General features: G+C 46.8%; 22 protein-coding genes. 17 read left to right on the forward strand and 5 right to left on the reverse strand.

Annotated elements, in window-relative coordinates:
* Positions 1 to 481 precede the first annotated feature (481 nt).
* Together HKN88_09680 and HKN88_09685 are read left to right on the forward strand one after the other, a co-directional pair.
* Positions 482 to 2,392 (forward strand): hypothetical protein, encoded by a 1,911-nt coding sequence (locus HKN88_09680; protein NNC98326.1) that lies wholly within the window; start codon positions 482 to 484, stop codon positions 2,390 to 2,392.
* A gap of 42 nt (positions 2,393 to 2,434) precedes the next feature.
* On the forward strand, positions 2,435 to 3,763 hold the full coding sequence (locus HKN88_09685; protein ID NNC98327.1) for a dicarboxylate/amino acid:cation symporter: 1,329 nt from the start codon (positions 2,435 to 2,437) through the stop codon (positions 3,761 to 3,763).
* A 63-nt stretch (positions 3,764 to 3,826) separates the two neighbouring features.
* On the opposite strand, the gene HKN88_09690 is transcribed toward HKN88_09685, so the two are convergent.
* The 3 genes from HKN88_09690 to gloB form a co-directional block, all read right to left on the reverse strand.
* Entirely contained in the window at positions 3,827 to 4,606 is a 780-nt protein-coding gene (locus HKN88_09690) for an SDR family oxidoreductase (GenBank protein NNC98328.1), read from the reverse strand.
* 70 nt (positions 4,607 to 4,676) lie between these two features.
* On the reverse strand, positions 4,677 to 6,281 hold the full coding sequence (locus tag HKN88_09695; protein ID NNC98329.1) for a LysM peptidoglycan-binding domain-containing protein: 1,605 nt from the start codon (positions 6,279 to 6,281) through the stop codon (positions 4,677 to 4,679).
* A 36-nt stretch (positions 6,282 to 6,317) separates the two neighbouring features.
* Complete coding sequence (gene gloB, locus HKN88_09700) at positions 6,318 to 7,112, reverse strand: hydroxyacylglutathione hydrolase (protein ID NNC98330.1); 795 nt, start codon at positions 7,110 to 7,112, stop codon at positions 6,318 to 6,320.
* A 41-nt stretch (positions 7,113 to 7,153) separates the two neighbouring features.
* Here gloB and HKN88_09705 point away from each other — a divergent pair, with 41 nt between their 5' ends.
* The 4 genes from HKN88_09705 (at position 7,154) to nhaB (ending at position 10,939) form a co-directional block, all read left to right on the forward strand.
* Complete coding sequence (locus HKN88_09705; protein ID NNC98331.1) at positions 7,154 to 7,960, forward strand: hypothetical protein; 807 nt, start codon at positions 7,154 to 7,156, stop codon at positions 7,958 to 7,960.
* Positions 7,960 to 8,466 (forward strand): ribonuclease HI, encoded by a 507-nt coding sequence (gene rnhA, locus HKN88_09710; protein ID NNC98332.1) that lies wholly within the window; start codon positions 7,960 to 7,962, stop codon positions 8,464 to 8,466. Before HKN88_09705 ends, rnhA begins: the two co-directional genes overlap by 1 nt.
* Before the next feature lie 25 nt (positions 8,467 to 8,491).
* Positions 8,492 to 9,190: a DNA polymerase III subunit epsilon gene (gene dnaQ, locus HKN88_09715; protein ID NNC98333.1), complete on the forward strand. Its 699-nt coding sequence runs from the start codon at positions 8,492 to 8,494 to the stop codon at positions 9,188 to 9,190.
* Between the two features lie 174 nt (positions 9,191 to 9,364).
* Complete coding sequence (nhaB, locus tag HKN88_09720) at positions 9,365 to 10,939, forward strand: sodium/proton antiporter NhaB (GenBank protein ID NNC98334.1); 1,575 nt, start codon at positions 9,365 to 9,367, stop codon at positions 10,937 to 10,939.
* A 132-nt stretch (positions 10,940 to 11,071) separates the two neighbouring features.
* Here nhaB and HKN88_09725 read toward each other — a convergent pair whose 3' ends face one another.
* Both HKN88_09725 and ccsA read right to left on the reverse strand, forming a co-directional pair.
* A complete protein-coding gene (locus HKN88_09725) occupies positions 11,072 to 12,343 on the reverse strand; it encodes an HlyC/CorC family transporter (protein ID NNC98335.1) in 1,272 nt (423 codons plus the stop codon).
* Between the two features lie 91 nt (positions 12,344 to 12,434).
* Positions 12,435 to 13,235 (reverse strand): cytochrome c biogenesis protein CcsA, encoded by an 801-nt coding sequence (gene ccsA / locus HKN88_09730; protein ID NNC98336.1) that lies wholly within the window; start codon positions 13,233 to 13,235, stop codon positions 12,435 to 12,437.
* A 213-nt stretch (positions 13,236 to 13,448) separates the two neighbouring features.
* Between ccsA and HKN88_09735 the strand changes: the two genes are divergently transcribed.
* From HKN88_09735 to HKN88_09785, 11 genes are all read left to right on the forward strand, one after another.
* Positions 13,449 to 14,231, forward strand: a complete 783-nt coding sequence (locus tag HKN88_09735; protein ID NNC98337.1) for a 3',5'-cyclic-nucleotide phosphodiesterase — start codon at positions 13,449 to 13,451, stop codon at positions 14,229 to 14,231.
* Positions 14,232 to 14,360: 129 nt separating this feature from the next.
* A complete protein-coding gene (ffh, locus tag HKN88_09740) occupies positions 14,361 to 15,713 on the forward strand; it encodes a signal recognition particle protein (GenBank protein NNC98338.1) in 1,353 nt (450 codons plus the stop codon).
* A 314-nt stretch (positions 15,714 to 16,027) separates the two neighbouring features.
* On the forward strand, positions 16,028 to 16,291 hold the full coding sequence (rpsP, locus tag HKN88_09745) for a 30S ribosomal protein S16 (protein ID NNC98339.1): 264 nt from the start codon (positions 16,028 to 16,030) through the stop codon (positions 16,289 to 16,291).
* 13 nt (positions 16,292 to 16,304) lie between these two features.
* The gene (gene rimM, locus HKN88_09750; protein ID NNC98340.1) at positions 16,305 to 16,856 is read left to right on the forward strand and encodes a ribosome maturation factor RimM; all 552 of its coding nucleotides are present in this window, start codon (positions 16,305 to 16,307) and stop codon (positions 16,854 to 16,856) included.
* A 10-nt stretch (positions 16,857 to 16,866) separates the two neighbouring features.
* Positions 16,867 to 17,589 carry a tRNA (guanosine(37)-N1)-methyltransferase TrmD gene (gene trmD / locus HKN88_09755; GenBank protein ID NNC98341.1) on the forward strand — a complete coding sequence of 241 codons (723 nt, stop codon included), beginning with the start codon at positions 16,867 to 16,869 and terminating at the stop codon, positions 17,587 to 17,589.
* A 70-nt stretch (positions 17,590 to 17,659) separates the two neighbouring features.
* Complete coding sequence (gene rplS, locus HKN88_09760) at positions 17,660 to 18,004, forward strand: 50S ribosomal protein L19 (GenBank protein ID NNC98342.1); 345 nt, start codon at positions 17,660 to 17,662, stop codon at positions 18,002 to 18,004.
* 181 nt (positions 18,005 to 18,185) lie between these two features.
* Positions 18,186 to 18,719 carry a methylated-DNA--[protein]-cysteine S-methyltransferase gene (locus HKN88_09765; GenBank protein NNC98343.1) on the forward strand — a complete coding sequence of 178 codons (534 nt, stop codon included), beginning with the start codon at positions 18,186 to 18,188 and terminating at the stop codon, positions 18,717 to 18,719.
* 119 nt (positions 18,720 to 18,838) lie between these two features.
* Positions 18,839 to 19,741, forward strand: coding sequence for a hypothetical protein (locus tag HKN88_09770; protein ID NNC98344.1), 903 nt, complete (start codon positions 18,839 to 18,841; stop codon positions 19,739 to 19,741).
* Positions 19,742 to 19,818: 77 nt separating this feature from the next.
* Positions 19,819 to 20,826 carry a TRAP transporter substrate-binding protein DctP gene (gene dctP / locus HKN88_09775; protein NNC98345.1) on the forward strand — a complete coding sequence of 336 codons (1,008 nt, stop codon included), beginning with the start codon at positions 19,819 to 19,821 and terminating at the stop codon, positions 20,824 to 20,826.
* A 149-nt stretch (positions 20,827 to 20,975) separates the two neighbouring features.
* Positions 20,976 to 21,494 carry a TRAP transporter small permease gene (locus HKN88_09780; GenBank protein ID NNC98346.1) on the forward strand — a complete coding sequence of 173 codons (519 nt, stop codon included), beginning with the start codon at positions 20,976 to 20,978 and terminating at the stop codon, positions 21,492 to 21,494.
* Positions 21,491 to 22,370: TRAP transporter large permease subunit (locus tag HKN88_09785; protein NNC98347.1), on the forward strand; the 880-nt coding region annotated here is incomplete at its 3' end. The genes HKN88_09780 and HKN88_09785, both read left to right, overlap by 4 nt.

The following is a 22,370-nucleotide window of genomic DNA, read 5'->3' on the forward strand; positions in this document are numbered from 1 at the left end:
GAAGGGCGAGGTACAGGACGTACCGAGTGTGTCCCGTCCGCTCCGCCAGAATAAGAAAACCACCTTCGGGTGGTTTTTTTATTTCTGTACAGACGGGGCGAGAACCCCGGGTTTGACCAAATGGTAGGACAGCCATTTTGCGCAGCTTCAGCTGCCCGAAGGGCGAGGTACAGGACGTACCGAGTGTGTCTCGTCCGCTCCGCCAGAATAAGAAAACCACCTTCGGGTGGTTTTTTTATACTAGGCGTTCTGGGCGATGGTTTTTTTAAGCACGTTTGTTGACTGATTTTCACTCAATTGGGAGCAAATCAGTCACTATCCGCATAAATCCTCGAATATAGTGCTAAATATACAGTTAAAGCCGTGACCACAGCCTGGTTCCTCGTTAAAATACGCGGTTTACCGATGCTCCTGCGTTTGCCATTTGTATAGAAGGCCGATTGACAAGGGCGTTGTCATACTTGGATTTTAAGGAAACTTCATGCTTCAACTAATTCGTAGCCGTGTGACGGGCATTCTTGCCATCGTCGTTTTGGTTTTGATCACGCTCTCATTCGTATTTTTCGGGGTTACCACTCCGAGCCTGACTGGTGTGAATTACGCCGCCAAAGTGAATGGGGTGGAAATTCCGTTAAATGAATTTCGCTCAGGTGTGCAGCGAGCCGAAAGCCGTTATTCTCAGTATTATCCAGACGGTATTCCGGATGAAACCCGTCAGCAACTGCGTGATAATATCCTGGATACCATGATTCGTGACGAATTAATTCGTCAACGTATTTATGATGATCGTTATCGCATCACCAATGACGCCTTGCTTGATCAGATCAAAAGCATTCCGCAATTTCAGATAAATGGGCAATTCGATCGTAAAGTTTACGAGCAACAACTTTTGATCGCCGGTCAGTCACCGGGCCAATTTGAACGGAGTTTAAAAAATTCGCTGAGTATCAATCAATTACGCAACGCGCTGGCAAGCAGTGCTTTTTCGATTCCCGCCGAGATCACACAAAAACAGATATTGGAAAATGAACAGCGCAGTGCAGCTTTTGCGATAATCCCGGCCAGTCGCTTTAAGGAACAAGTTAGTATTAGCGATGAGGATATTCTTGCGGAGTATGAAGCCAGCAAAGCCAGCTTGTTAAGTGAAGAAGCGGTAGATATTGAATACATTGAATTGACCACCCAGGATCTGGCCAAAGATGTGGAAGTGAATGACGAGATCCTGGCTGATTACTATGCGAGTGTCAGTTTTCGTTTCGGCACACCGGAAGAACGCGAAGCCCGCCATATTTTGATCGCCACAGACGAAGGTGACCCGCAAGAGAAAAAAGCATTCGCCGAATCCTTGCTGGAGCAAATTGAAAATGGCGCAGACTTCGGTGAGTTAGCTAAGGAGCATTCGGATGACCTCGGTTCTGCTGCTTCGAATGGCGAGCTTGGATTTTTTGGTCGTGGCAAAATGGTGCCCGAATTTGAAAATGCAGCTTTTAGTCTGGATATTGGCGAGACTTCTGATCTGGTTAAAACCCAGTATGGGTATCACATCATTCAAGTCACGGATATCAAAGAAAGTGATTCTCCCGCCTTTGCTGATCTGGATGAAGAGCAACGCACTTCCCTGGAATCGGAATATCGCCAACTGCAAGTTGAGGGATACCTGGGTGAGCGCGCTGAAGAACTTGCCAATGAGGTTTTCGATGCACGCGATACCTTATCAGACGTTGCCCAAAACAACGGTTTGACCGTTAAGACCCAGAAAAATATTACCCGCAGTTCATTTGCCGGTCTTGCGGCATTGCAGGAAGTTAAAAAAGCCATTTTTAGTGAGGAGCTGCGAAATGGCACTAATTCAGATCTGATCGCAGCGTCTGCTGATCAGGCGATATTCTTGCGCGTTACCGAATACCGTGACGTAAGACAAAAATCCCTGGATGAGGTTAAAGCCCAGTTACGCGCCCAGCTCGAAAGTAAAGCCGCCAGTAAAATGGCAGCTGATGCGGGAATCGCTTTACAAGCCGAAATAAGCTCGGTGGAAGAATTACAAGCCAAAGCCGAAGAGAATGACTACAGTTTTACCCCGGAAGCCAGTATTACCCGGAGTCAGGCCGGTATTCAGGGCGAATTGCTCGGGGCAATATTCAATGCCAGCAAGCCACAAGGTGAACAGGCGGTTGAGGAAGGCGTGGAAATGAATAATGGTGATTACGCAATATTTTATCTGACTGAGGTAACACCGGGTGCTGTGGATTCCATGGCTGAAACCGAAAAACAGGCTGCAAGTCGTGCAATCTCGGCACAAAACGGTAATAATGAAATGAATGCGTATCTCGCAAGTCTGCGTGAAAAAGCGGATATTTACATTCCGCCAGAACAAGAAGAACTAAATAACTAAAAATACCAACGAAAATTATTCGAGCCCACTATGTTTAAAAAACTGATGTCCTTACAGCTGCATTGGCAGATCATGATCGCACTCGCTTTGGCGGCAGTGGTGGGTATTTTTTCGCATGGACCCGAGGCCATTCAGTTTATTTCCAAAGACACTGCAATTGGTGGTGTCACCATCCTTTCAGTCTTTGAATTTATTGGCAAGATCTTTTTAAATGCCTTGAAAATGTTGATCGTACCATTAATTGTATCTTCCATTATTGTGGGTGTTGCAGGTATAGGTACGGCCGAGAATCTTGGACGCTTGGGCGGAAGAACATTGCTCTTTTATGCGGGCACAACCTTGGCTGCCATATTGGTAGGCCTGTTGCTGGTCAATCTGGTTAATCCCGGAGTAGAAAATGGCGAGCCGGTAAAAGACAAACTGGCCTTGGCAGAATACGCGGATGAAGCCAAAGGCAAGGTCGGGGAAAAAGGCGCGGGTGATGTGGTTGAAATTTTTGTGCGCATGGTTCCCCCCAATATTGTCAAAGCAGCAGCTGAAGGCCAGATGCTGGGCTTGATCGTTTTCAGTTTGTTATTCGGGTTTTTTATGACGCATTTGCCGCATGAAAATGCCGAACCCCTTTATCGTTTTTGGGATGGTGTATTCAAAGTCATGATGAGCATGACGGAATTTATTATGGCCTGGGCTCCGGTGGGGGTATTCGGTCTGGTTGCAGCCGTAATACTCAAGACCGGATTTGATGCCGGCCGATCCTTGCTAATATTTGCTATTACCGTTGTGATCGCATTGGCAATCCATGTTCTGGTCACCTTGCCAATATTGTTGAAAAAATTGGGTAAAGTGAATCCCTGGCGTTTTTATCGGGCTATTTCACCAGCGATGCTGACCTCATTCTCGACGGCATCTTCGTCTGCAACCTTACCAATCACCATGGATTGTATTGAGAACAATGTAGGGGTGTCCAACAAGATCAGTAGTTTTGTATTGCCACTGGGCGCTACAGTTAATATGAATGGCACGGCACTATATGAATGTATGGCCGCGATGTTTATCGCTCAGGCCTTCGGGATCGACCTTGGCTTTGGGACCCAGTTCACAATTGTAGTTGTGGCGCTGATGACCTCCATCGGCGTGGCCGGAATTCCATCGGCGTCGCTGGTCGCCATTGCGGTTATTCTGGTTGCCGTAGGATTGCCTATTGAGGCTGTTGGTGTGTTGTTTGTTTTTGACAGGGTTCTGGACATGCTCAGAACCAGTGTGAATGTGATCGGTGACGCAACCTGCGCAACGATTATCGCAGCACTGGAAAATGAACCTTTATTCGACGAACGCGAGGCCTTCCAGGAACCGCAAGTCGCCAAGACTTAAACCGTTCTTGGCTCACACGGATTGAATTTACGTTTGTACTAGATTAGTTCCTGCCAAGCGCAATTAGAGAGTGAAAGCGACGTGTGAATAACCGCCGTCAACATACAGGATCTCACCGGTAATACCTGCCGCCAAGTCAGAGCACAAAAAAGCGGCCGCATTGCCCACATCTTCCGCCGTGATATTACGGCGCAAGGGCGCAACCTCGGTGACGTGCCCCAGTATATTCCTGAAACCGCTGATGCCTGCGGCGGCCAGAGTTTTGATCGGACCCGCCGAGACCGCATTGACACGAATGCCTTCAGGGCCCATATCCTGTGCCAGAAAACGCACACTGGCTTCGAGGCTGGCTTTGGCCAGACCCATTACATTGTAATTAGGTACTGCTCGTACCGCGCCCAAATAGCTCAAGGTCAGCAGTGAACCGTTACGGCCTTGCATCATTTCGCGACCCGCTTTCGCAAGGGCAACAAAACTGTAAGCGCTGATGTCGTGTGCGATCTGGTAGCCTTCCCGGGTCACGCTGTCGAGAAATTTTCCGGCCAATTGTTCGCGCGGTGCAAATCCGACCGAATGGATTATTGTATCCAGACCGTCCCAGTGCTTGCCCAATTCTTGAAACACCGAATCAATTTCCGAGTCATGCGCCACATCCAGTGGAAAACATAATTCACTGTTGAATTCCGCTGCCATTTTTTCCACCCGTGGCTGCAGTTTCTCGTTTTGGTAAGTGAAAGCCAACTCAGCACCTTCCCTATGCATGGCAGAAGCTATTCCGTAAGCAATGGAACGGTTGCTGGCCAGGCCAACGATGAGAACTTTTTTACCGGCAAGAAAGCCCATAATTACACTCCGAAAAATTTTGTATACCGAATTGTAACTCAGTTAACTGTTAACCAGTGAATGCAAAATTTCAAGAACCGCTTTGCTTGCGCACATCCACGAGTATTTTTAATGTTTGACCAGGCTGCAGGTATTTGCCCAGGCGGGTGCGATTCCAGGCTTGTAATTGTGAGGTACGAACCTTGAATTTAGCGGCGATTCCCGACAAAGTGTCTCCGCGTCTGACCTTGTAATGAATTTTACGTTGGGTTTGCACCCCATTTACGGGCGCAGAGTCAATTTGTAGTGATCTATCCTTGCTCCAGACCACCAGTTTTTGTCCAATCTTGAGCGTATCTCCGGGTGCCATTCCATTCCATTGTGCCAGTTTGCGTTGTTGAACATTAAAGTGATTGGAAATTTTCCAGAAACTGTCACCGGGTTTCACTACGTAATTGATGCGAGTGCCTTTTCGGTTTGTGCTTTGAATGCGCTGGCGTCGGGCATCCTGGGTTTTGCTGTATTTTGCCTGCGAGGCACTTGCCTGGGGAATTAACAAATGCTGACCGGCACGTAGATTATGTCCCTGCAAAGAATTGGCTTGTTGAATTGCAACAATGCTGGTTTTATTGCGGCGTGCCAGTACCGAGAGTGTGTCACCGGGTTTAACTTGGTAGCGCTGTAATTTGATACGTTGTTCGGCAGGTAATTCCGCAAGCTGTGTTTGAAATGCATCGGCACGGCTTACCGGAATCAATAAACGATGCGGACCATGCGGGGCGCTGGCCCAGTGGTTAAAGCCCGGGTTGAGTTTATACAGGGTATCCAGGTCAATCCCGGCAAGTTCGGATGCCGTTGCCAGATCGATCTGTGAGCTGATATCTATACTGGTGAAATGGGCGCTATTCGGAATACTGGGTAACATGTTCTGAGTAGAGTTTTCCAAAAAAAGTTTTTTCAAAGCCAATAGTTTGGGCACATAAGCTTTGGTTTCTTTGGGTAAAGGCAATGACCAAAAATCGGTAGGCCGTTGCTTGCGGGTATTGCGTCGAATTCCCTTACGTACGTTTCCCCCGCCACTGTTGTAAGCCGCAATCGCCAGCAGCCAATCACCTTTGAACTGTTTATGCAATGATTCCAGATAATCCAGAGCGGCACGCGTTGAGTCGAGCACATCGCGGCGACCGTCATACCACCAGTCTTGCTGCACACCCAGATATTTCCCGGTGCCGGGAATGATCTGCCACAAACCGGCGGCCCGTCCGTGCGAGTAGGCAAACGGGTCATAGGCGCTTTCTACAATCGGCAGCAGGGCAAGCTCCATTGGCATGTCCCGTTTTTCGAGCTCACGAACGATGTGATACAGATACGGAGCTGCACGCTTCCAGACTCTTTGCATGTATTGCGGATTTTTTTTGAACCAGTTGTATTGACTGTTGATTCGTTTAACGGCGACTTCAGTGGTTTGTGCAGGTAAGCTGAAATTGGCGACCAAACCAGGATAGATCCTGCCGTAGTAAGCTTGATTGATGTTACTTCCAGCTATACTGCTAGAGACTGAAGAGTCAATAACAATATAGTCCACGCCCTCAATATACGAGATTTGGTTTTCATCGGCATTAGCATGACTTGTCAGCAGAATAGCAAATACGCTGAACAGCAAGGCAATGCTCTTGATTGAAATTTTATTTCTCATATTTTTAGTTTTTGTTATTACTTCGATTATTTTGATTTAAAAATTATCTTTTAATGCACGCATACATGCAAAAGTTTTCACCGGATTCTTGTGTAAGTCGCTGAAACTGTGTTGACTAAGCCTGGCAATATTTTTCTGTACCAAGTCATCCGCGCAGTGCAAGAACGGATTGATCTTTTTTTCCAGAGCGATCGTACTGGGTAAGGTGACCTGCTGATTCGCACGTTTTTGGGTTACGTAGCTTTGGTAGGCCTGTATATCTGTGTTGTCAGGCTCAACGTAAGCGGCAAAGCGTAAATTAGCAGCGGTGTATTCGTGCGTGCAATAGACCGCGGTGTCTTCAGGCAATTCAGCGAGTGTTTGCAAACTGTGATGAAACATTTCTGGGGTGCCTTCAAACATTCGCCCGCATCCGCCACTGAATAGTGTGTCACCACAAAAAACCGCGGCATGACCGTAATACGCTATGTGTCCAAGGGTATGACCGGGGAGATCCAGGATATCAAAATGCATATTCAGATCCTCGATGTGTATATGGTCGCCATGTGCCAGGGTATGATCAAGTCCGGTAATTTTTTCCGTTGCCGGGCCGTACACCGGAACCTTATATTTTTGTTTTAATTGTAAAAGGCCGCCAGTGTGGTCGTGGTGATGATGGGTGATCAGAATAGCACACAAAGTTAAACCAGATTGCTTGAGATGAGCCTCGACAGCCTGGGCATCGCCCGGGTCAACAACAGCTACCCTGCGCGGATTAAGCGGCGCATGCAGGGTCCAGATATAGTTATCTAAGAAGGCCGGTATCGGGGTGACTTTCAGCGTGGTCGACATGTTAAACTGTGCTTGTGAGTACTCAAGAGAACCCTATTGTAATGCAGACTTCGTGGCTAGACAGCGACTATGGCAAATTTGTCATGCAGCAAGAAAGCAAATTGATCCGCCAGCAACTTGAAGTCGCGGCCGTTGGTTCGGTGGCGTTTATCGGGGATGATCGATTTTTATCACAGATTTGTGAGAATGCAACTGGCCGGTCTCAAGCCAGCGTATTTAAAGCAAATTTTGACAATGCACACTTATGCTGTACAAATAACAAGAATATTGAAACCAGTAGCGTAAGCTGGGTGATTGTAATGCACTCGCTGGAACAGCAAAAAGATCCGCAAGCCTTGTTGCGCGAGATCACCCGAATACTGGATGATGGCGGTCGCGTCAGCATAATAGGATTTAATCCGTTGCGGCGTTGGTCTCGAAAATTCTGGTTTTGGAAAGATCGCACACAGACAAATATTCATAGCGAGCTGAGTCAGTTTCGTTTGCAGGACTGGTTGCACTTGTTAAATTATGATGTCACGAATATACACACCCTGATCGCACCGAACATGTCACGATTTTCTCATCACCAGAAAAAATGTTCCGCTGAACAACGCGTTACTACTTATCCCTTGCTGGGCATGGTGTATCATTTTGAAGCTTTGTTGCGCTATACCCCGATGACCATGGTGAGGAATTTTGGCAAGCCCGAGAAAAAAGGCCGCATGCAATTGGTCAGTCCTTCCACACGTAACAGTGTCAAGGAACTGATGCCGGTTAAAGTGACCAATTCTAACCGCAGTCCTGCGAGTCTGCGTGTGGTCTCACGCAAATCACCTTGTTTATCCAAGAATGAAAGTCAGGACTAATGACAGTTAGCAACGTTAGCGAGATCAAGAACTTACCCCATGTAGTTATTCATACCGACGGTGCCTGTCGGGGCAACCCCGGCCCCGGAGGCTGGGGTGTTATTTTACGCGCCCAGGGCAAACACAACGGGATAAGTAAAACCCTTAAAGGGGCTGAAGAGCAAACCACAAATAACCGCATGGAATTAATGGCAGCGATCATGGCTTTACGGGCCTTGAAAAAAAACAGCCTGGTCGATCTACACACCGACTCGCGTTATGTGCAACAGGGGATTCGCGACTGGTTGGAAGGCTGGAAAAAACGAGGCTGGAAAACCGCTGCGAAAAAGCCGGTTAAAAATCAGGACCTCTGGCAAGCACTGGATAAGGAAACCGGGCGTCATGAGATTACCTGGCACTGGGTGAAAGGTCACGCCGGGCATGAAGATAACGAAATTGCCGATCAACTCGCCAACGAGGCCCTGGATGAAATGCTGGCCGAGGAAGATTTACCAGAGCAAGAATAAACTCTAAACGTAATCGGATAAACATATGCGCCAAATTGTTTTAGACACTGAAACCACCGGATTGGAACCTCGTCAGGGTCATCGAATAATCGAGATCGGTTGTATCGAACTTATTGATCGTCGCCCGACGCGTAATGATTTTCATCGTTATCTGAATCCAGAACGGGACATTGAGGCAGGCGCTGAAGCTGTGCATGGTTTATCACGTGAGTTTCTTGCGAGTAAGCCACTGTTCAATGATGTAGTGCAACCCTTGCTTGAGTATATCGACGGGGCGGAATTGATCATTCATAACGCGCCGTTTGACGTGGGTTTCCTGAATCACGAAATTCGACTTTTGAAACAGTCGTATATGCCAATTGAAGAGCGATGCCAGATCCTGGATACTCTGCCTCTGGCGCGACAAATGCACCCCGGGCAGCGAAACAGTCTGGATGCACTGTGTAAACGCTATGGCGTGGATAATTCCAAACGCGACCTGCACGGCGCCTTACTGGATGCACGGCTATTGGCGGATGTGTATTTGGCCATGACCGGTGGTCAGTCGACTTTATTTGGGGGAAAGGATGCTGTACAAAATGTGACCGATACAAAACAGTTCATTATTGACCCATCCCTTGCTCTGGTGGTCAAAAAAGCCAGCACCAATGAATTCAGTGAACATCAGAAGATGGTGGCGAAATTGTCAGAGCAGTCCGGGCAATCTTTATGGCCCGAGGATTGAATTCTGTGCACTAATAGTTCAGAAAAATACCCGCAAACAGGATAAAATCCACAACCACAGCCACAACCACAACCAACAATTAGTGCAATTTCGCATAGCGCGCTGTATTTAGCTTATGCACTTCATAATTCTGCAGACCAATTAACAACAAATGAGTTACTTATGAGCCAATACATGAACATGACCCAGGCTTTCGCCAAAAATTTTCTGGGTAATTCACCAGACTGGTATAAATTCACAATTATAGGATGCTTAATTTTGAATCCTATCTTGTTTCACCTGTTAGGCGGATTCTGGGCTGGCTGGATCATGGTTGGCGAGTTTATTCTTACTTTGGCGATGGCATTGAAATGTTACCCCCTGCAACCAGGCGGATTGATCGCATTAGAAGCTGTATTAATTGGCATGACCACCCCCGGACATGCCTGGCATGAATTGCAAGTGAATCTTGGTGTTATTGCTCTGTTAATGTTTATGGTGGCAGGTATTTATTTTATGAAAGACATGCTCTTGTATGTTTTCACGAAAATACTTCTGCGTTTTCATTCCAAGATTGTTTTATCGGTGTTGTTCTGTGCAGTGTCGGCAATTCTATCCGCTTTTCTTGATGCATTGACAGTAATTGCTGTAGTGATCACGGTAGCGACCGGGTTTTATTCGGTTTATCATCGTGTAGCGTCTGGTGCAACGTTTAAAGATGAAGGTGAAGTGGAGCCGGAGATCGATCGTGAAGAGCTTAGGGAGTTCAGGGCGTTTTTACGCAATCTGATGATGCATGCCGGGGTAGGTACTGCATTGGGTGGTGTCATGACCCAGGTTGGTGAGCCCCAGAACCTGATCATTGCCGATAAACTGGGTTGGGATTTTGTGATGTTCTTCAAAATGGTTGCACCAGTATCCTTACCGGTTTTTGTGGCGGGATTATTCACCTGTTTTCTGGTTGAGAAATTCAAAATATTCAGTTATGGCGCCAGTCTGCCAAATGACGTGCGTACCGTATTGCGAGACTTTGACGAGCATGAGACCAAAAAGCGTCGTACTGTAGATAATGCCTCATTAATCGCACAGGGCGCGGTTGCGATCGTATTAGTGATCGCTTTGTATAAGCATGTGGCACAACCCGGCATGATTGGTTTGATGGTCATTGTACTTGCCACAACCTTTACCGGTGTTACAGAAGAACACCAGATTGGTAAAGCCTTTGAGGAGGCCCTGCCATTTACTTCACTGCTGGTGGTGTTTTTTGTGATCGTAGCTATGATCGGGGATCAGGGATTGTTCAAGCCGGTGATTGAATATGTGTTTTCAAAAGACCCGTCTGCACAACCCGGGCTGTTCTTTATGGCCAACGGTGTGCTGTCGATGATGAGTGATAATGTGTTTGTTGCGAGTGTGTATATCAAAGAAGTCGAGCAGGCATTTTGTAGTGGCGTGATCGCGCGCGATCATTATGAAGCTTTGGCGATCGCAATTAACACCGGTACTAACCTGCCATCTGTTGCAACCCCAAATGGTCAAGCAGCGTTCTTGTTCTTGTTAACCTCGGCCTTAGCTCCAACAATTCGTTTGTCTTACATGCGCATGGTGTGGTTGGCGGTTCCTTACACGATTGTCTTAACCATAGTCGGCTTGATCGCGACCTTGAACTATGACCAGATCGCCAATGTGTTACCATTTCTAGACTTATCCCAGACTGGAGAATTCATAGACAAGTGTGTGGCAACTGCAGCAACTACCGGCGGTCATTAAAAGACTTGGTAATTAGATCTGAAAAAAAAGGCCGGTTAAGACCGGTTTTTTTTTAGAATTCGTCCCGCATTGAAATAATTTTCCAATGTGTAAACTTTTTTTCAGGACGAGGTAATTTAATAATATTTAATACTATCCTTCGACGGGTTTTATTTTCTCTTTAACCCTGACGGTTCGAATCGTATTTGCACGGGCATGCACGATCTCGAGATCATAATTATCTATTTCAATTCGGTCACCTTTACTCGGAAAACTTCCCAATTTTTCCAGAATCAAACCATTGAGGGTTTTAGCTTCTTCGGTTGGCAGTTCCCATTTTTGCGATTTATTCAGTTCGCGTAAATTGGCGGAGCCTTGCACCAGGTAACTTTTGGTATTTTCAGCGACAACCATGTCTTGTAAGTTGAGCGAGCTCTGCGTGAATTCGCCGACAATCTCTTCCAACAGATCTTCCAGAGTAACCAGTCCCTGGATATCGCCATACTCATCCACCACCAGACCAATGCGGCGATGGTTTTTCTGAAACTCCATGAGTTGCTTGTTCAAAGGTGTGACCTCGGGGATAAAATAAGGCTCCTGACATTGCTTGAGCAGGGTATCTTTGTCCAGAGTGTTGGCATTCAGATCACGAATGAGTTTGCGCAGATGCAACATACCCACGACATGATCAATATCATCGGTAAATACCGGTAACCATGTATGCTGACTGTTTTGGATTTGTTCAACAATCAAATTCCAATCGTCATCCAGGTCGATGCCTTCTACGTCGCTGCGCGGGATCATGATATCTTCCACTGTGACACTGTCTAGATCGAGTACACCCAGCATCATTTGTTGATGGCGTTTACTCACTTCGCCACCAAAATCGTGCACAATGGTGCGTAACTCATCGCGTCCGAGTTTATGTAGATTTATGTTGCTGGTCTTTATACCAAACAAGCGCAACAGGCCATTGGTTAGGAAATTCAAAACTGAAACAGCCGGCCACAACACCCGTAATAAAGGATAATAAACATAAGCAGAGGGAAGTCCGATCTTTTCCGGATGCAATGCGGCAAGTGTTTTTGGAGTAACCTCGGCAAACACCAATACCGCAATGATCAAAAGCCCACCGGCCGCTGCGGCACCGAGTTCACCGCCGAGGCGAAACCCGATCACGGTCGTCAACATGGTCGCGCCCACATTCACTACATTATTACCGATCAGAATTATGCCAATCAGGCGGTCGGGTCTTTTCAACAGGCGCTCGGTCAGTTTGGCTTTGCGCGATCCGTTTTTTGCCAAGTGGCGCAAGCGGTAACGATTCAAACTCATCAGGGCCGTCTCGGTACTTGAGAAGAATGCCGATAAGCACAACAGAATTATCAGAATAATAAATAGACCGCTGATGGGTATTTCGTTCAATTAAGTTCTCATTAAAGGCGAATGCCTAGGGTTTTATTGTTGAGGTTCAAGTCTTGAATTACTAGAAACATGGAGTACAGTGCTCGTTAGTTTAGCTCCATGAGCGTTGCAAAAGCACTTCCAGTACCCACTTGCTTCCAAAATAGGCGAGAAGTAGCAGGCCGAATCCAAGCAGGGCCAGACGCATCGCTGTTTTACCGCGCCAGCCAAGGCGCCAGCGGCCAAGCAGTAAAATGGCAAACACCAACCAGGACAGAATGGATAAAACCACTTTGTGATTGAGGTGTTGGCTGAGCATGTTCTCCAGAAAAAAGAATCCGGTTAATAAAGCCATGCTAAGCAATACGAATCCGGATCCGATCAATTTAAAAGTTTGCGAATCCAGACTTTCCAGTGGTGGAATATAATAAGTGGCGACTCCGGGGCGCTTACGCAAGCGTGCACTTTGCCAGGGCTCGATAATGGTCAATAGGGCGGCAAAAGAAATAAAGGCATAAGCAGCTAGTGACAAACCCAGGTGTAAATAAAGTGCCCAGCCCTGTCGATCGATGAGATAACTGCTATCAGTGTAGAGTAATCCCAGGCAACACAGCATTGCCAAAACAAATAACATGACGCTTAAACCGCGCAATTGTTGCTCGCAAAAATACCACAAGCCCAAACCCAGATAAACCAGTCCGATCAAGGCCACTGCACCACCCAGACTGAGACTTAATCCGGTGTCGGCTGAGTTCAAGGCGGGCAGAATAGTGAGTGCGCAAATCACCAAATATAAAAATGAGGCCAGAATAGCACTGGCATTGACCATGACACCGGGTTGCGATTTGCCGGTATTTTGCGAATTGCGTAAGCCTTTAGCTGTGCCGAATGCGGCAAAACCGAGCAAAATCATGCAAATAAGAGTAATTATTGTGACCGTTTCCACAGTTTTTTAAATATTTTCTTGGTGAATCAGGGTTGCTTGGGTGATAATACGGCAAATTATGGGCGCTGCACATATTAATAAATATTAGCTATAAGTATAAACCCTAAGCTATTGAAACTCTAACAAAAGAATAATCAAGAAGGCGACTGGTATGATGTGTACCAGCAGAGTGTAAAACAGATGTCAGAAAATAATATGCAAATCAGGATTCTCGGGTGCAGTGGTGGCATCGGTGCAAACCTGCGCACGACATCCATTCTTGTGGATCAGGACATATTGATCGATTGCGGCACCGGGATTGGTGATCTCAGTATCGAGCAAATGAAAAATATCCAGCATATATTCATTACACATTCACACCTTGACCATACGGTATCTTTACCACTGTTAGTGGATACCATATTTGGCAACGTGGATCACCCGCTTAAAGTCTATGCCAGTGAAGCCACTATTCAAGCCGTTAAACAACATATATTCAATTGGGTCATGTGGCCGGATTTCACCGAGTTGCCAACTAAAGAAAATCCGTCCATCATTTTTGAAGCGATCGAGAGCGGACAAGTTGTAGAGCTGGATGGCCGGAAAATCAAAGCAGTCGATGTAAATCATGTGGTGCCTTGTTATTCCTATGTGGTAACCAGCCCGCAAGGTGGTGTTTTCGTATTTAGCGGTGATACAAAATCCAATAATACGCTCTGGCCAGCGCTGAATGATTGCAATCAGGTTGATGTGTTTATTCTGGAAGCGGCATTTGAAGATGAGTTGCAGGAACTCGCCGATATCGCAGGCCATTATTGCCCTAAAACACTGGCGCAGGATCTTCATAAGCTGGACCATGACTGTGATATTTTCATCACCCATCTAAAACCAGGTAGTGAAGAACTCATCATGCAGCAATTGCAAGATCAGATCGAGGATCGCAACGTATTTCGCTTAATGGGTAACGAGCATTTCGAGCTCTAAATTGCCATTTCTGATCCAGTCTATGTGGGTCAAATTTCTTCCGTTAGTTAATCCATAACCCTAATCCGTTATAATTGATCTTTACAGATTTGCGTCGTGCCAATCACGACCGCTACTACAGGATATTCCATGTTTGACCGTTTAAGTGAACGCTTGACCGGTGTGGTTGACAGCCTTAAAGGCAAAGGCCGCATCACCGAAGACAATATAAAAGACACCCTCAGACAAGTGCGCATGGCCTTATTGGAGGCGGATGTCGCTTTACCTGTGGTGAAAGGCTTTGTTTCTGACATCAAAGAAAAAGCTGTTGGTGAAACCATCACCAAAAGCCTGACTCCGGGCCAGGCTCTGATCAAACTGGTGCATGCCGAACTGGTTGAGGCTCTTGGGTCCGAGCTGCACCCTTTGAATTTGAATGCAGAGCCACCGGCAGTTATTTTACTTGCGGGTTTGCAAGGTGCCGGCAAAACCACATCCGCGGCCAAACTTGCCCTGCATCTTCAAGCGCAAAAGAAAAAAGTGGCCATGGTCAGTGCCGATGTTTATCGTCCAGCGGCTATTAAACAATTGGAAACCTTGTCGTCACAAGTTGGTGCAAATTACCTGGCTTCAAGTCCTGAAGAAAAACCCCTGGAAATTGTGCAACGTGCCTTAAACCAGGCGCGTTTGGCGCAGATGGATGTTCTGATCGTGGATACCGCGGGTCGCCTGGGTATCGACAGTGCCATGATGGATGAAGTTCAAGCTCTGCAAACCCATTTAAAACCCGCCGAAACCCTTTTTGTGGTGGACTCCATGGCCGGGCAAGATGCGGTTAATGCCGCCAAGGCCTTTGCCGATTCCCTGGACCTGACCGGTGTTGTATTAACCAAGGCCGATGGAGATGCGCGCGGTGGTGTTGCTCTATCGGTGCGTCAGATCACCGGTGCCGCGATCAAGTTTATTGGTCTAGGGGAAAAGATCGATGCGCTGGAAGTGTTCCATCCAGATCGTATCGCTTCACGTATTCTGGGTATGGGCGATGTCTTAAGTCTGGTCGAACAAGTCGAACAACAAGTTGATAAAGACAAAGCCGAAAAACTTGCACGCAAATTCAAAAAGGGCAAAGCCTTCGATCTGGTTGATCTCAAAGACCAATACGAACAAATGCTCAGCATGGGTGGTCTGGGTGCGCTATTGGAGAAGTTACCGGGTGGCGCCAAAGCCATGCAACAAATGCCCGGTCAGCTCTCGGACAAAATGCTTAAACGCCAAATTGCCTTGATCGACTCAATGACGCCGCAAGAACGGCATTTTGTGAATGTCATCAACCCTTCGCGCAAAAGGCGCATCGCCGCAGGTGCCGGTCAGCAGGTTCAGGATCTCAACCGGCTGCTCAAGCAATTCAAGCAAATGCAAAAAACCATGAAAAAAATGCGCAAAGGCGGCATGAAAGGCATGATGCGGGCTATGGGCGGGCGTTTTCCAGGTGGTCTGCAATAATCCCCGGAGCATGACCTGGCCGCTTGCTGGCGTAGAGCGTGGAAGCGTAATAAACAACAATTCGGCTGTATATTGCTGAAAAGCTTAAATTAGTTCATGTAAAGGCTAAAGTCCCCAAATTACAAAGACTTAGGGGCAAAGCATGGTCAATTCAAACTAATGCACAATGAGTGTACATTTTCGATAAATTCTCATACAATAGGCGGCTAACTACGAACTTTAGCCGTCGCCAGATGCCTTGCACACAGTGTAATTCGCATTGCGGCGGTTTTTTAGTCCTGAGATTGCTCAGTACTTCACAGAGGAAATTTTAAATGGTTGTTATTCGTTTATCCCGCGGTGGTGCCAAAAAAGCACCTTTTTATCACCTGGTGGTCACCGACAGTCGTAACCGTCGTGACGGTCGTTATCTCGAACGTGTTGGTTTTTTCAATCCGCTTGCCAAAGGCAATGCAGAAAAATTACGTATTGATGTTGCGCGTGTTGACCACTGGATCGGACAAGGTGCGCAACCTTCCGAGCGCGTGAAAAAATTATTAAAAGATAACGCTAAAGCGGCTCAAGCCGACGCAGCGTAAATCGACTGGCAGTATGTCGCACTCCACGAGTGATCAGGCATTACTGCTACTGGGAAAAGTTGGTGGGGTTTTCGGGCTACATGGTTGGCTCAAGATTCTTTCCTACTGCGAACCCAAGAATAATATTTTCGAATACCCAATATGGTATTTGCAAAAACCCGGCTCAAACAGTGGAACTCTGGATGAACTGGAAGTAAGCAAAGGGAAGGCCCAGGGTAAAGGCCTGATAGCTAAATTGGACGGTGTGGATGATCGCTGCAAGGCTGAAAGTCTGCTGGGTTGCAATATCTACATCCACAAAAACCAGCTTGATAATCTGGACGCCAATGATTTTTACTGGCATCAGTTGATCGGCTTACAGGTAAAGGACCAACACAATGCCGAATTAGGGCAAGTGGATCATTTACTGGCCACAGGCGCAAACGATGTGCTGGTGGTGAAACCATGCGACACGAATGCGAAGAATATTCTGATCCCCTATGTGTGGGGACAGGTGATTAAAACAGTAGACCTCGAATCTGGAACGATCACGGTCGACTGGGATATGAGTTATTTAACTGATTGAGGTGAGCGTTATGCAAATTCACATCATCAGTTTGTTTCCACAAGAAGTGGAAGCATTTGCGGGGGTTGGAGTTGTAGGCCGCGCCTTGCAAAATGGCAAACTGGAATTACGGGTTTGGAATCCACGGCGACATACCAGTGATGTGCATGCCAGTGTTGATGACCGACCGTATGGCGGTGGCCCTGGGATGGTGATGTGTGTTGAGCCTTTGCGCAAAACCATCGCCGAGGTGAAAAGCCTGGCACCAAAGGGTAGCCCGGTGATCTATATGTCACCGGCAGGCTGTCGCTTTGATCAGCAACAGGCCGTGCAAATGGCTCAACTGCCGGGAATGATCCTGGTGGCTGGTCGTTACGAAGGAATTGATGAACGACTGATAGTACATGACATAGATATCGAGCTGAGTATTGGTGACTATGTTTTGTCAGGTGGGGAGTTACCCGCATTGGCTGTGATGGATGCCGTGGCAAGATTGATCCCCGGAGTTCTGGGTGATGAGGAGTCGGCATTGCAGGACTCATTCATGCAAGGCGCGCTGGATTATCCGCATTACACACGGCCAGCTGAAATTGACGGGCAAAAGGTGCCTGAAGTTTTGCTCAGCGGTGATCATCAGGCGATTGCCGAATGGCGCAAACAACAAGCCTTGCAGCGAACGCAACAGCGCAGGCCGGATTTGTTGGAAAAGAATGACTGTTCAGAAGCTGGCAACAAGAATGCCGTTAAAAAATAGTCGTTTAAAATAAAGATTTTTGTTAATTTGGTGTAGAAATTTTTCTACCGTTTTGAAAAGGTAAATAACAATGAGCAATATCATTGAAAAATTAGAGAACGAACAACTCAGAACCGATCTTCCGGAATTTAATCCAGGCGATACTGTTGTGGTTGATGTACGTGTAGTTGAAGGTACCCGTGAGCGTATCCAGGCTTTTGAAGGCGTAGTTATCGCAAAGCGCAAGCGCGGCCTGAATTCAGCTTTCACGGTACGCAAAATTTCGCATGGCGAAGGCGTGGAACGTGTTTTCCAGACCCACAGCAAGAGCATTGCCGGAATTAAAGTAAAACGCCGTGGTGACGTTCGTCGTGCAAAACTGTATTACTTGCGCGATCGTTCGGGTCGTTCAGCACGTATTAAAGAAAAAATCTAGATTTGCCTAAAACGCAGATCAGCAATTGAGCGGATCGCGTTATCAGCAAGCTAGCAGGCAAAAAGAGTGTTTGAGACCGGGTCTCAAGCGCTCTTTTTTATGTGTGCGATTTAATTTTTCTCATTGACAAAAACTGTTCATATGCGTCGACTTATTCCAGAGAAGGCTTATACTTAAGGCAATGAAAAAATCCCGAAAACAATCGTCCAAATCTGAAGTCATCAGTGCTGGATCCGAGCGTGAATTGTATGATGGCAGTGTGACTTTTCCATTTGGGGTGGTGGGAATCCGGACTTATGGACCAAATCTGGTTGGACTGGACTTTTTACCGCCCAATACGCCGGAAACCTTACCGCGCAGTGCCACGGGCAAGCAGGTTTGGGAAGCATTATTCAATTATCAGGAAGACCCCTCAACCCCGATTGATGTGGTCCTCGCCAGTGAGGGTACCGACTACCAGAAAAAAGTCTGGAATGCATTACGCCGAATTCCTCTCGGTCAGGTCTGGACCTATGGGCAATTGGCTGAGAGTATTGATAGCGGTGCACGTGCTGCTGCAAATGCTTGTCGTCGAAACCGGATCCCGATCCTGATCCCTTGCCATCGAATTGTGGCTAAAACCGGGCTGGGTGGATATTGCGGTCATTCCTCAGGCCCCATGCTGGAGGTTAAACGCTGGTTATTGGCGCATGAAGGCGTAGAGCAATTTCCGTAAGGGCAATTTTCACAAGAGCCTTGAAAACTGTCACATAATTAGCACAAAGAATTAGTTTTATGTGGTCGTATGCTTGGCTGGCTGACGGTATAATGCACAGTATTGGGACAAACAACACTATGGCAACTTTTGCAAAAGGAATTACTTCCATGCCGGAAATCATTCGTGTATTTTTTCAAGCACTGTTTGTGTGCGCCGTATCGATTTCATTGATCGGTTGCGCTCAAATTATTGAAAAACCCTTATTGAATTTTTCCGACAGTCTTGCGGCTTCTGTGCTCGACCAGAATGACCCGGAATTGGTGCGCGAGGGTGCGCCGGCATTTTTGTTATTAACAGAAGGCTTTATTCGTCAGTCGCCTGACAACGAACCATTGAGAAGTTCTGCTGCACAAATGTACTCTTTGTATACCGCGGCTTTTATCAATGACCCCGAACGCACGAAAAAACTTTCTGATACGGCCTACACCCATGGTGAAAAAGCCTTTTGCCTGTCATTGAAAATTTCGCCATGTAATCTGAATGGCATGGATTTTGATACATTCACCAAGCACGTGAGTATTGCAAAACTCGAGAATATTGATGCATTAGCCGCCGCCGCAACTAGCTGGCTGGTATGGATAAGGGCCAATTCGGATGATTGGTCAGCGATCGCACAATTGCCCAAAGCCGAACTTGTATTGACGCGGATTGTCGAATTGCAGGACGATTATGGAGATGGCAGCATTAAAATGTATTTGGGAATTCTCAATACACTTCGACCACCGGCTCTTGGTGGAAAGCCCGACCTTGCTAAACGCTATTTTGAAGAGGCAATTGCTCTCAGCAAGGGCAACAATCTATCCGCCAAAGTCGAATACGCCAAGTCATATGCGCGCACATTGTATGACCGGGAATTGCATGACAAATTACTTAACGAAGTTTTACAAAGTGAGACCATTGCCAACAGTTTTACCATGAGTAATACTTTGGCTAAAGAAGAGGCGAAACAATTATTAGAATCCGCAGATGATTATTTTTGAATACTTTTCCCGACTCACAATAATTATACATAAACAGGTGTAACCTTTAAATTTTTTTGCAAACAGGACAAATAAGAATGTTGACTAATAGATTACTCAAGACTGCGCTCATCTTGCTTGCGAGTACTGGACTGGTTTTCGGCGCGTCAGCCGCCCAGCTCAAACTTGCGACTGTCGCTCCGGAAGGGTCGGCCTGGATGAATGCCATGCGCGCTGGTGCAGATGAGATCAAACAACGTACTGATGGCCGCGTGAGTGTGAAGTTTTACGGTGGCGGCGTGATGGGCAACGAAGCCAGTGTTACCCGCAAGATCCGTATTGGGCAATTGCATGGCGGGGCGTTCACCACAGGCGGGATAAGTCGCATTTATCCGGATTTTGGAATTTACTCATTACCATTTTTGTTTGAAAGTGCCGAAGAAGCCGCTTATGTCCGCCAGCATATGGACAGCGTGTTGATACAGGGCCTGGAAGAAAGCGGCTTTATCGGTTTTGGTTTGGCCCAGGGTGGCTTTGGCAAACTGATGTCGGCTGACAAAATGCGTACCCTGGACGACCTCAAAGGGAAAAAACTCTGGGTCCCGGAAGACGACGATATGAGTTTCGAAGTTATGCGAGAGCTTGGATTGTCGCCGGTTAAATTACCACTCACCGATGTATTGACTGGCTTGCAAACCCAGTTGCTGGAAATTGTCGGCACTTCGGCTATTGGTGCAATCGCATTGCAATGGCATACCAAGATCAAATATGTGCTGGATCAGCCACTCGTCTATATTTATGGAACTCTGGTTATTGATAAACGATTTTTCAGTAAGCTGGATGCAGCTGACCAGGTGATTGTTAAAGAGGTGTTCGGCCGGGTATACAAAAAAATTGATGCGGATAATTATGCGGATAACATTAACGCCGAAAAAGCATTGCGTGAAAACGGGGTAAGCTTCGATAAAGGTGAAAAACAAGAGGTTGACAAAATTGTTCAGCAAGTGCATGACTTTATCGAAAATAAAGTGGCTGAGGGTAAAGTGTCCAAAGATCTCTACAATATGGCACAACAACATATCAAGGATTACCGAACCTCACAGTGAATCCAGTAATAGATAATAAAGCGGCCTTAATGGCCGTTTTTTTAATGCTACAGTAGGAAAACAATAATCCGTATAATATTGTCAATCTGAAACCAGACAAATTGGAAGTCGTGCTTGAATAAGTGGGGTAAAAAAACGTGCAGGGATTTGTGAACAAACTTCGAAAGGGTGAGCGATATCTTTCGCTGCTTGAAGATATAATTCTGGTTGGATTGTTATTTGCCACGGTGCTGATCGCCTGCGCCCAGATAATATTGCGTAACGGTTTTTCTACCGGTTTGAGCTGGGCCGATCCTGCCTTGAAAATGCTGGTCTTATACCTCACCATATTCGGTTCACTGGTGGCGACGCGCGAGAACAAACACTTAAGTATAGATGTGTTGAGTAAACTTTTGCCAGAACGCATAAATATACAGATTCAACGCTTCACCAACGCATTTGCCGCTATTATTTGCCTGTTATTGGCATTTTACTCTATCGAGCTGGTCCAGATCTCCATCCAGTTTGATGTGCGTACTTTTAGTGATATTCCGGTTTGGATATTACAAATGATCATGCCCCTGGGCTTTGCCTTAATGGGCCTGCGCTTTGTGTATAACGTCTTTTTATACACAGGTTCCCCAGATTCTGAATTTGGCATACCCGGGAAAAGTGAGGCCAACACATGAGTATGATCATTGTTGGCATCGTATTGGTGGTGTTGGCACTCATTGGCGCACCTTTGTTTGTCGTGATAGCGGCAGGAGCATTGTGGAATTTCACGCGTGATGAGTTTTTGTCTCCGGTATCTGTGAGTGAAAACTTTTACACCATGGCTGAAACCCCGATCTTGCTTGCCATACCCTTGTTCACATTTGCCGGTTATGTCTTGAGTGAGAGTCAGGCGCCAAACCGTCTGGTGCGACTGTCTGATGTATTACTGGGTAAATTGCCGGGAAGTTTTGCGATTGTCACTTTGGTGGTGTGTGCATTTTTCACGGCCTTTACCGGCGCAACCGGAATCACAATCGTGGCCTTGGGGGCATTGTTATACCCGGCCTTGCGTCAGTCCGGATATCAGGAAAATTTTTCACTCGGATTGGTGACCACTGGCGGAAGTCTTGGTTTGTTGTTTGCACCGTCATTGCCTTTGATTCTGTACGGGATTGTGACGCAACAAGTCGGTCGCAGTTATTACGAAAAAGCAGATGTGATTGCAGAAACCAGTATCGATAATTTATTCATTGCCGGAATCGTGCCGGGTATCTTGATGATCGTAATGTTGGGCGTGTATTGTTGGTGGGCGAATCGCAATAACCCACAAATGTCAGTGCAAAGCAGCAGCAAGTCAAAAGCGGATGGCGAACAATACAGTATCGCAAAAGCGTTTAAAGATGCTATCTGGGAAATGCCGTTGCCGCTGATCGTGTTGGGCGGTATTTACTCGGGGTACTTTGCCGTCTCGGAAGCCGCGGCGGTCACGGCCTTGTATGTGTTTATTGTTGAAGTGTTGATCTTGCGTGAGATTCCTTTTAAACGCTTACCCGGATTGATCCGTGAGTCCA

The organism is Gammaproteobacteria bacterium, assembly GCA_013001575.1.
Lineage (GTDB): Bacteria > Pseudomonadota > Gammaproteobacteria > Steroidobacterales > JABDMI01 > JABDMI01.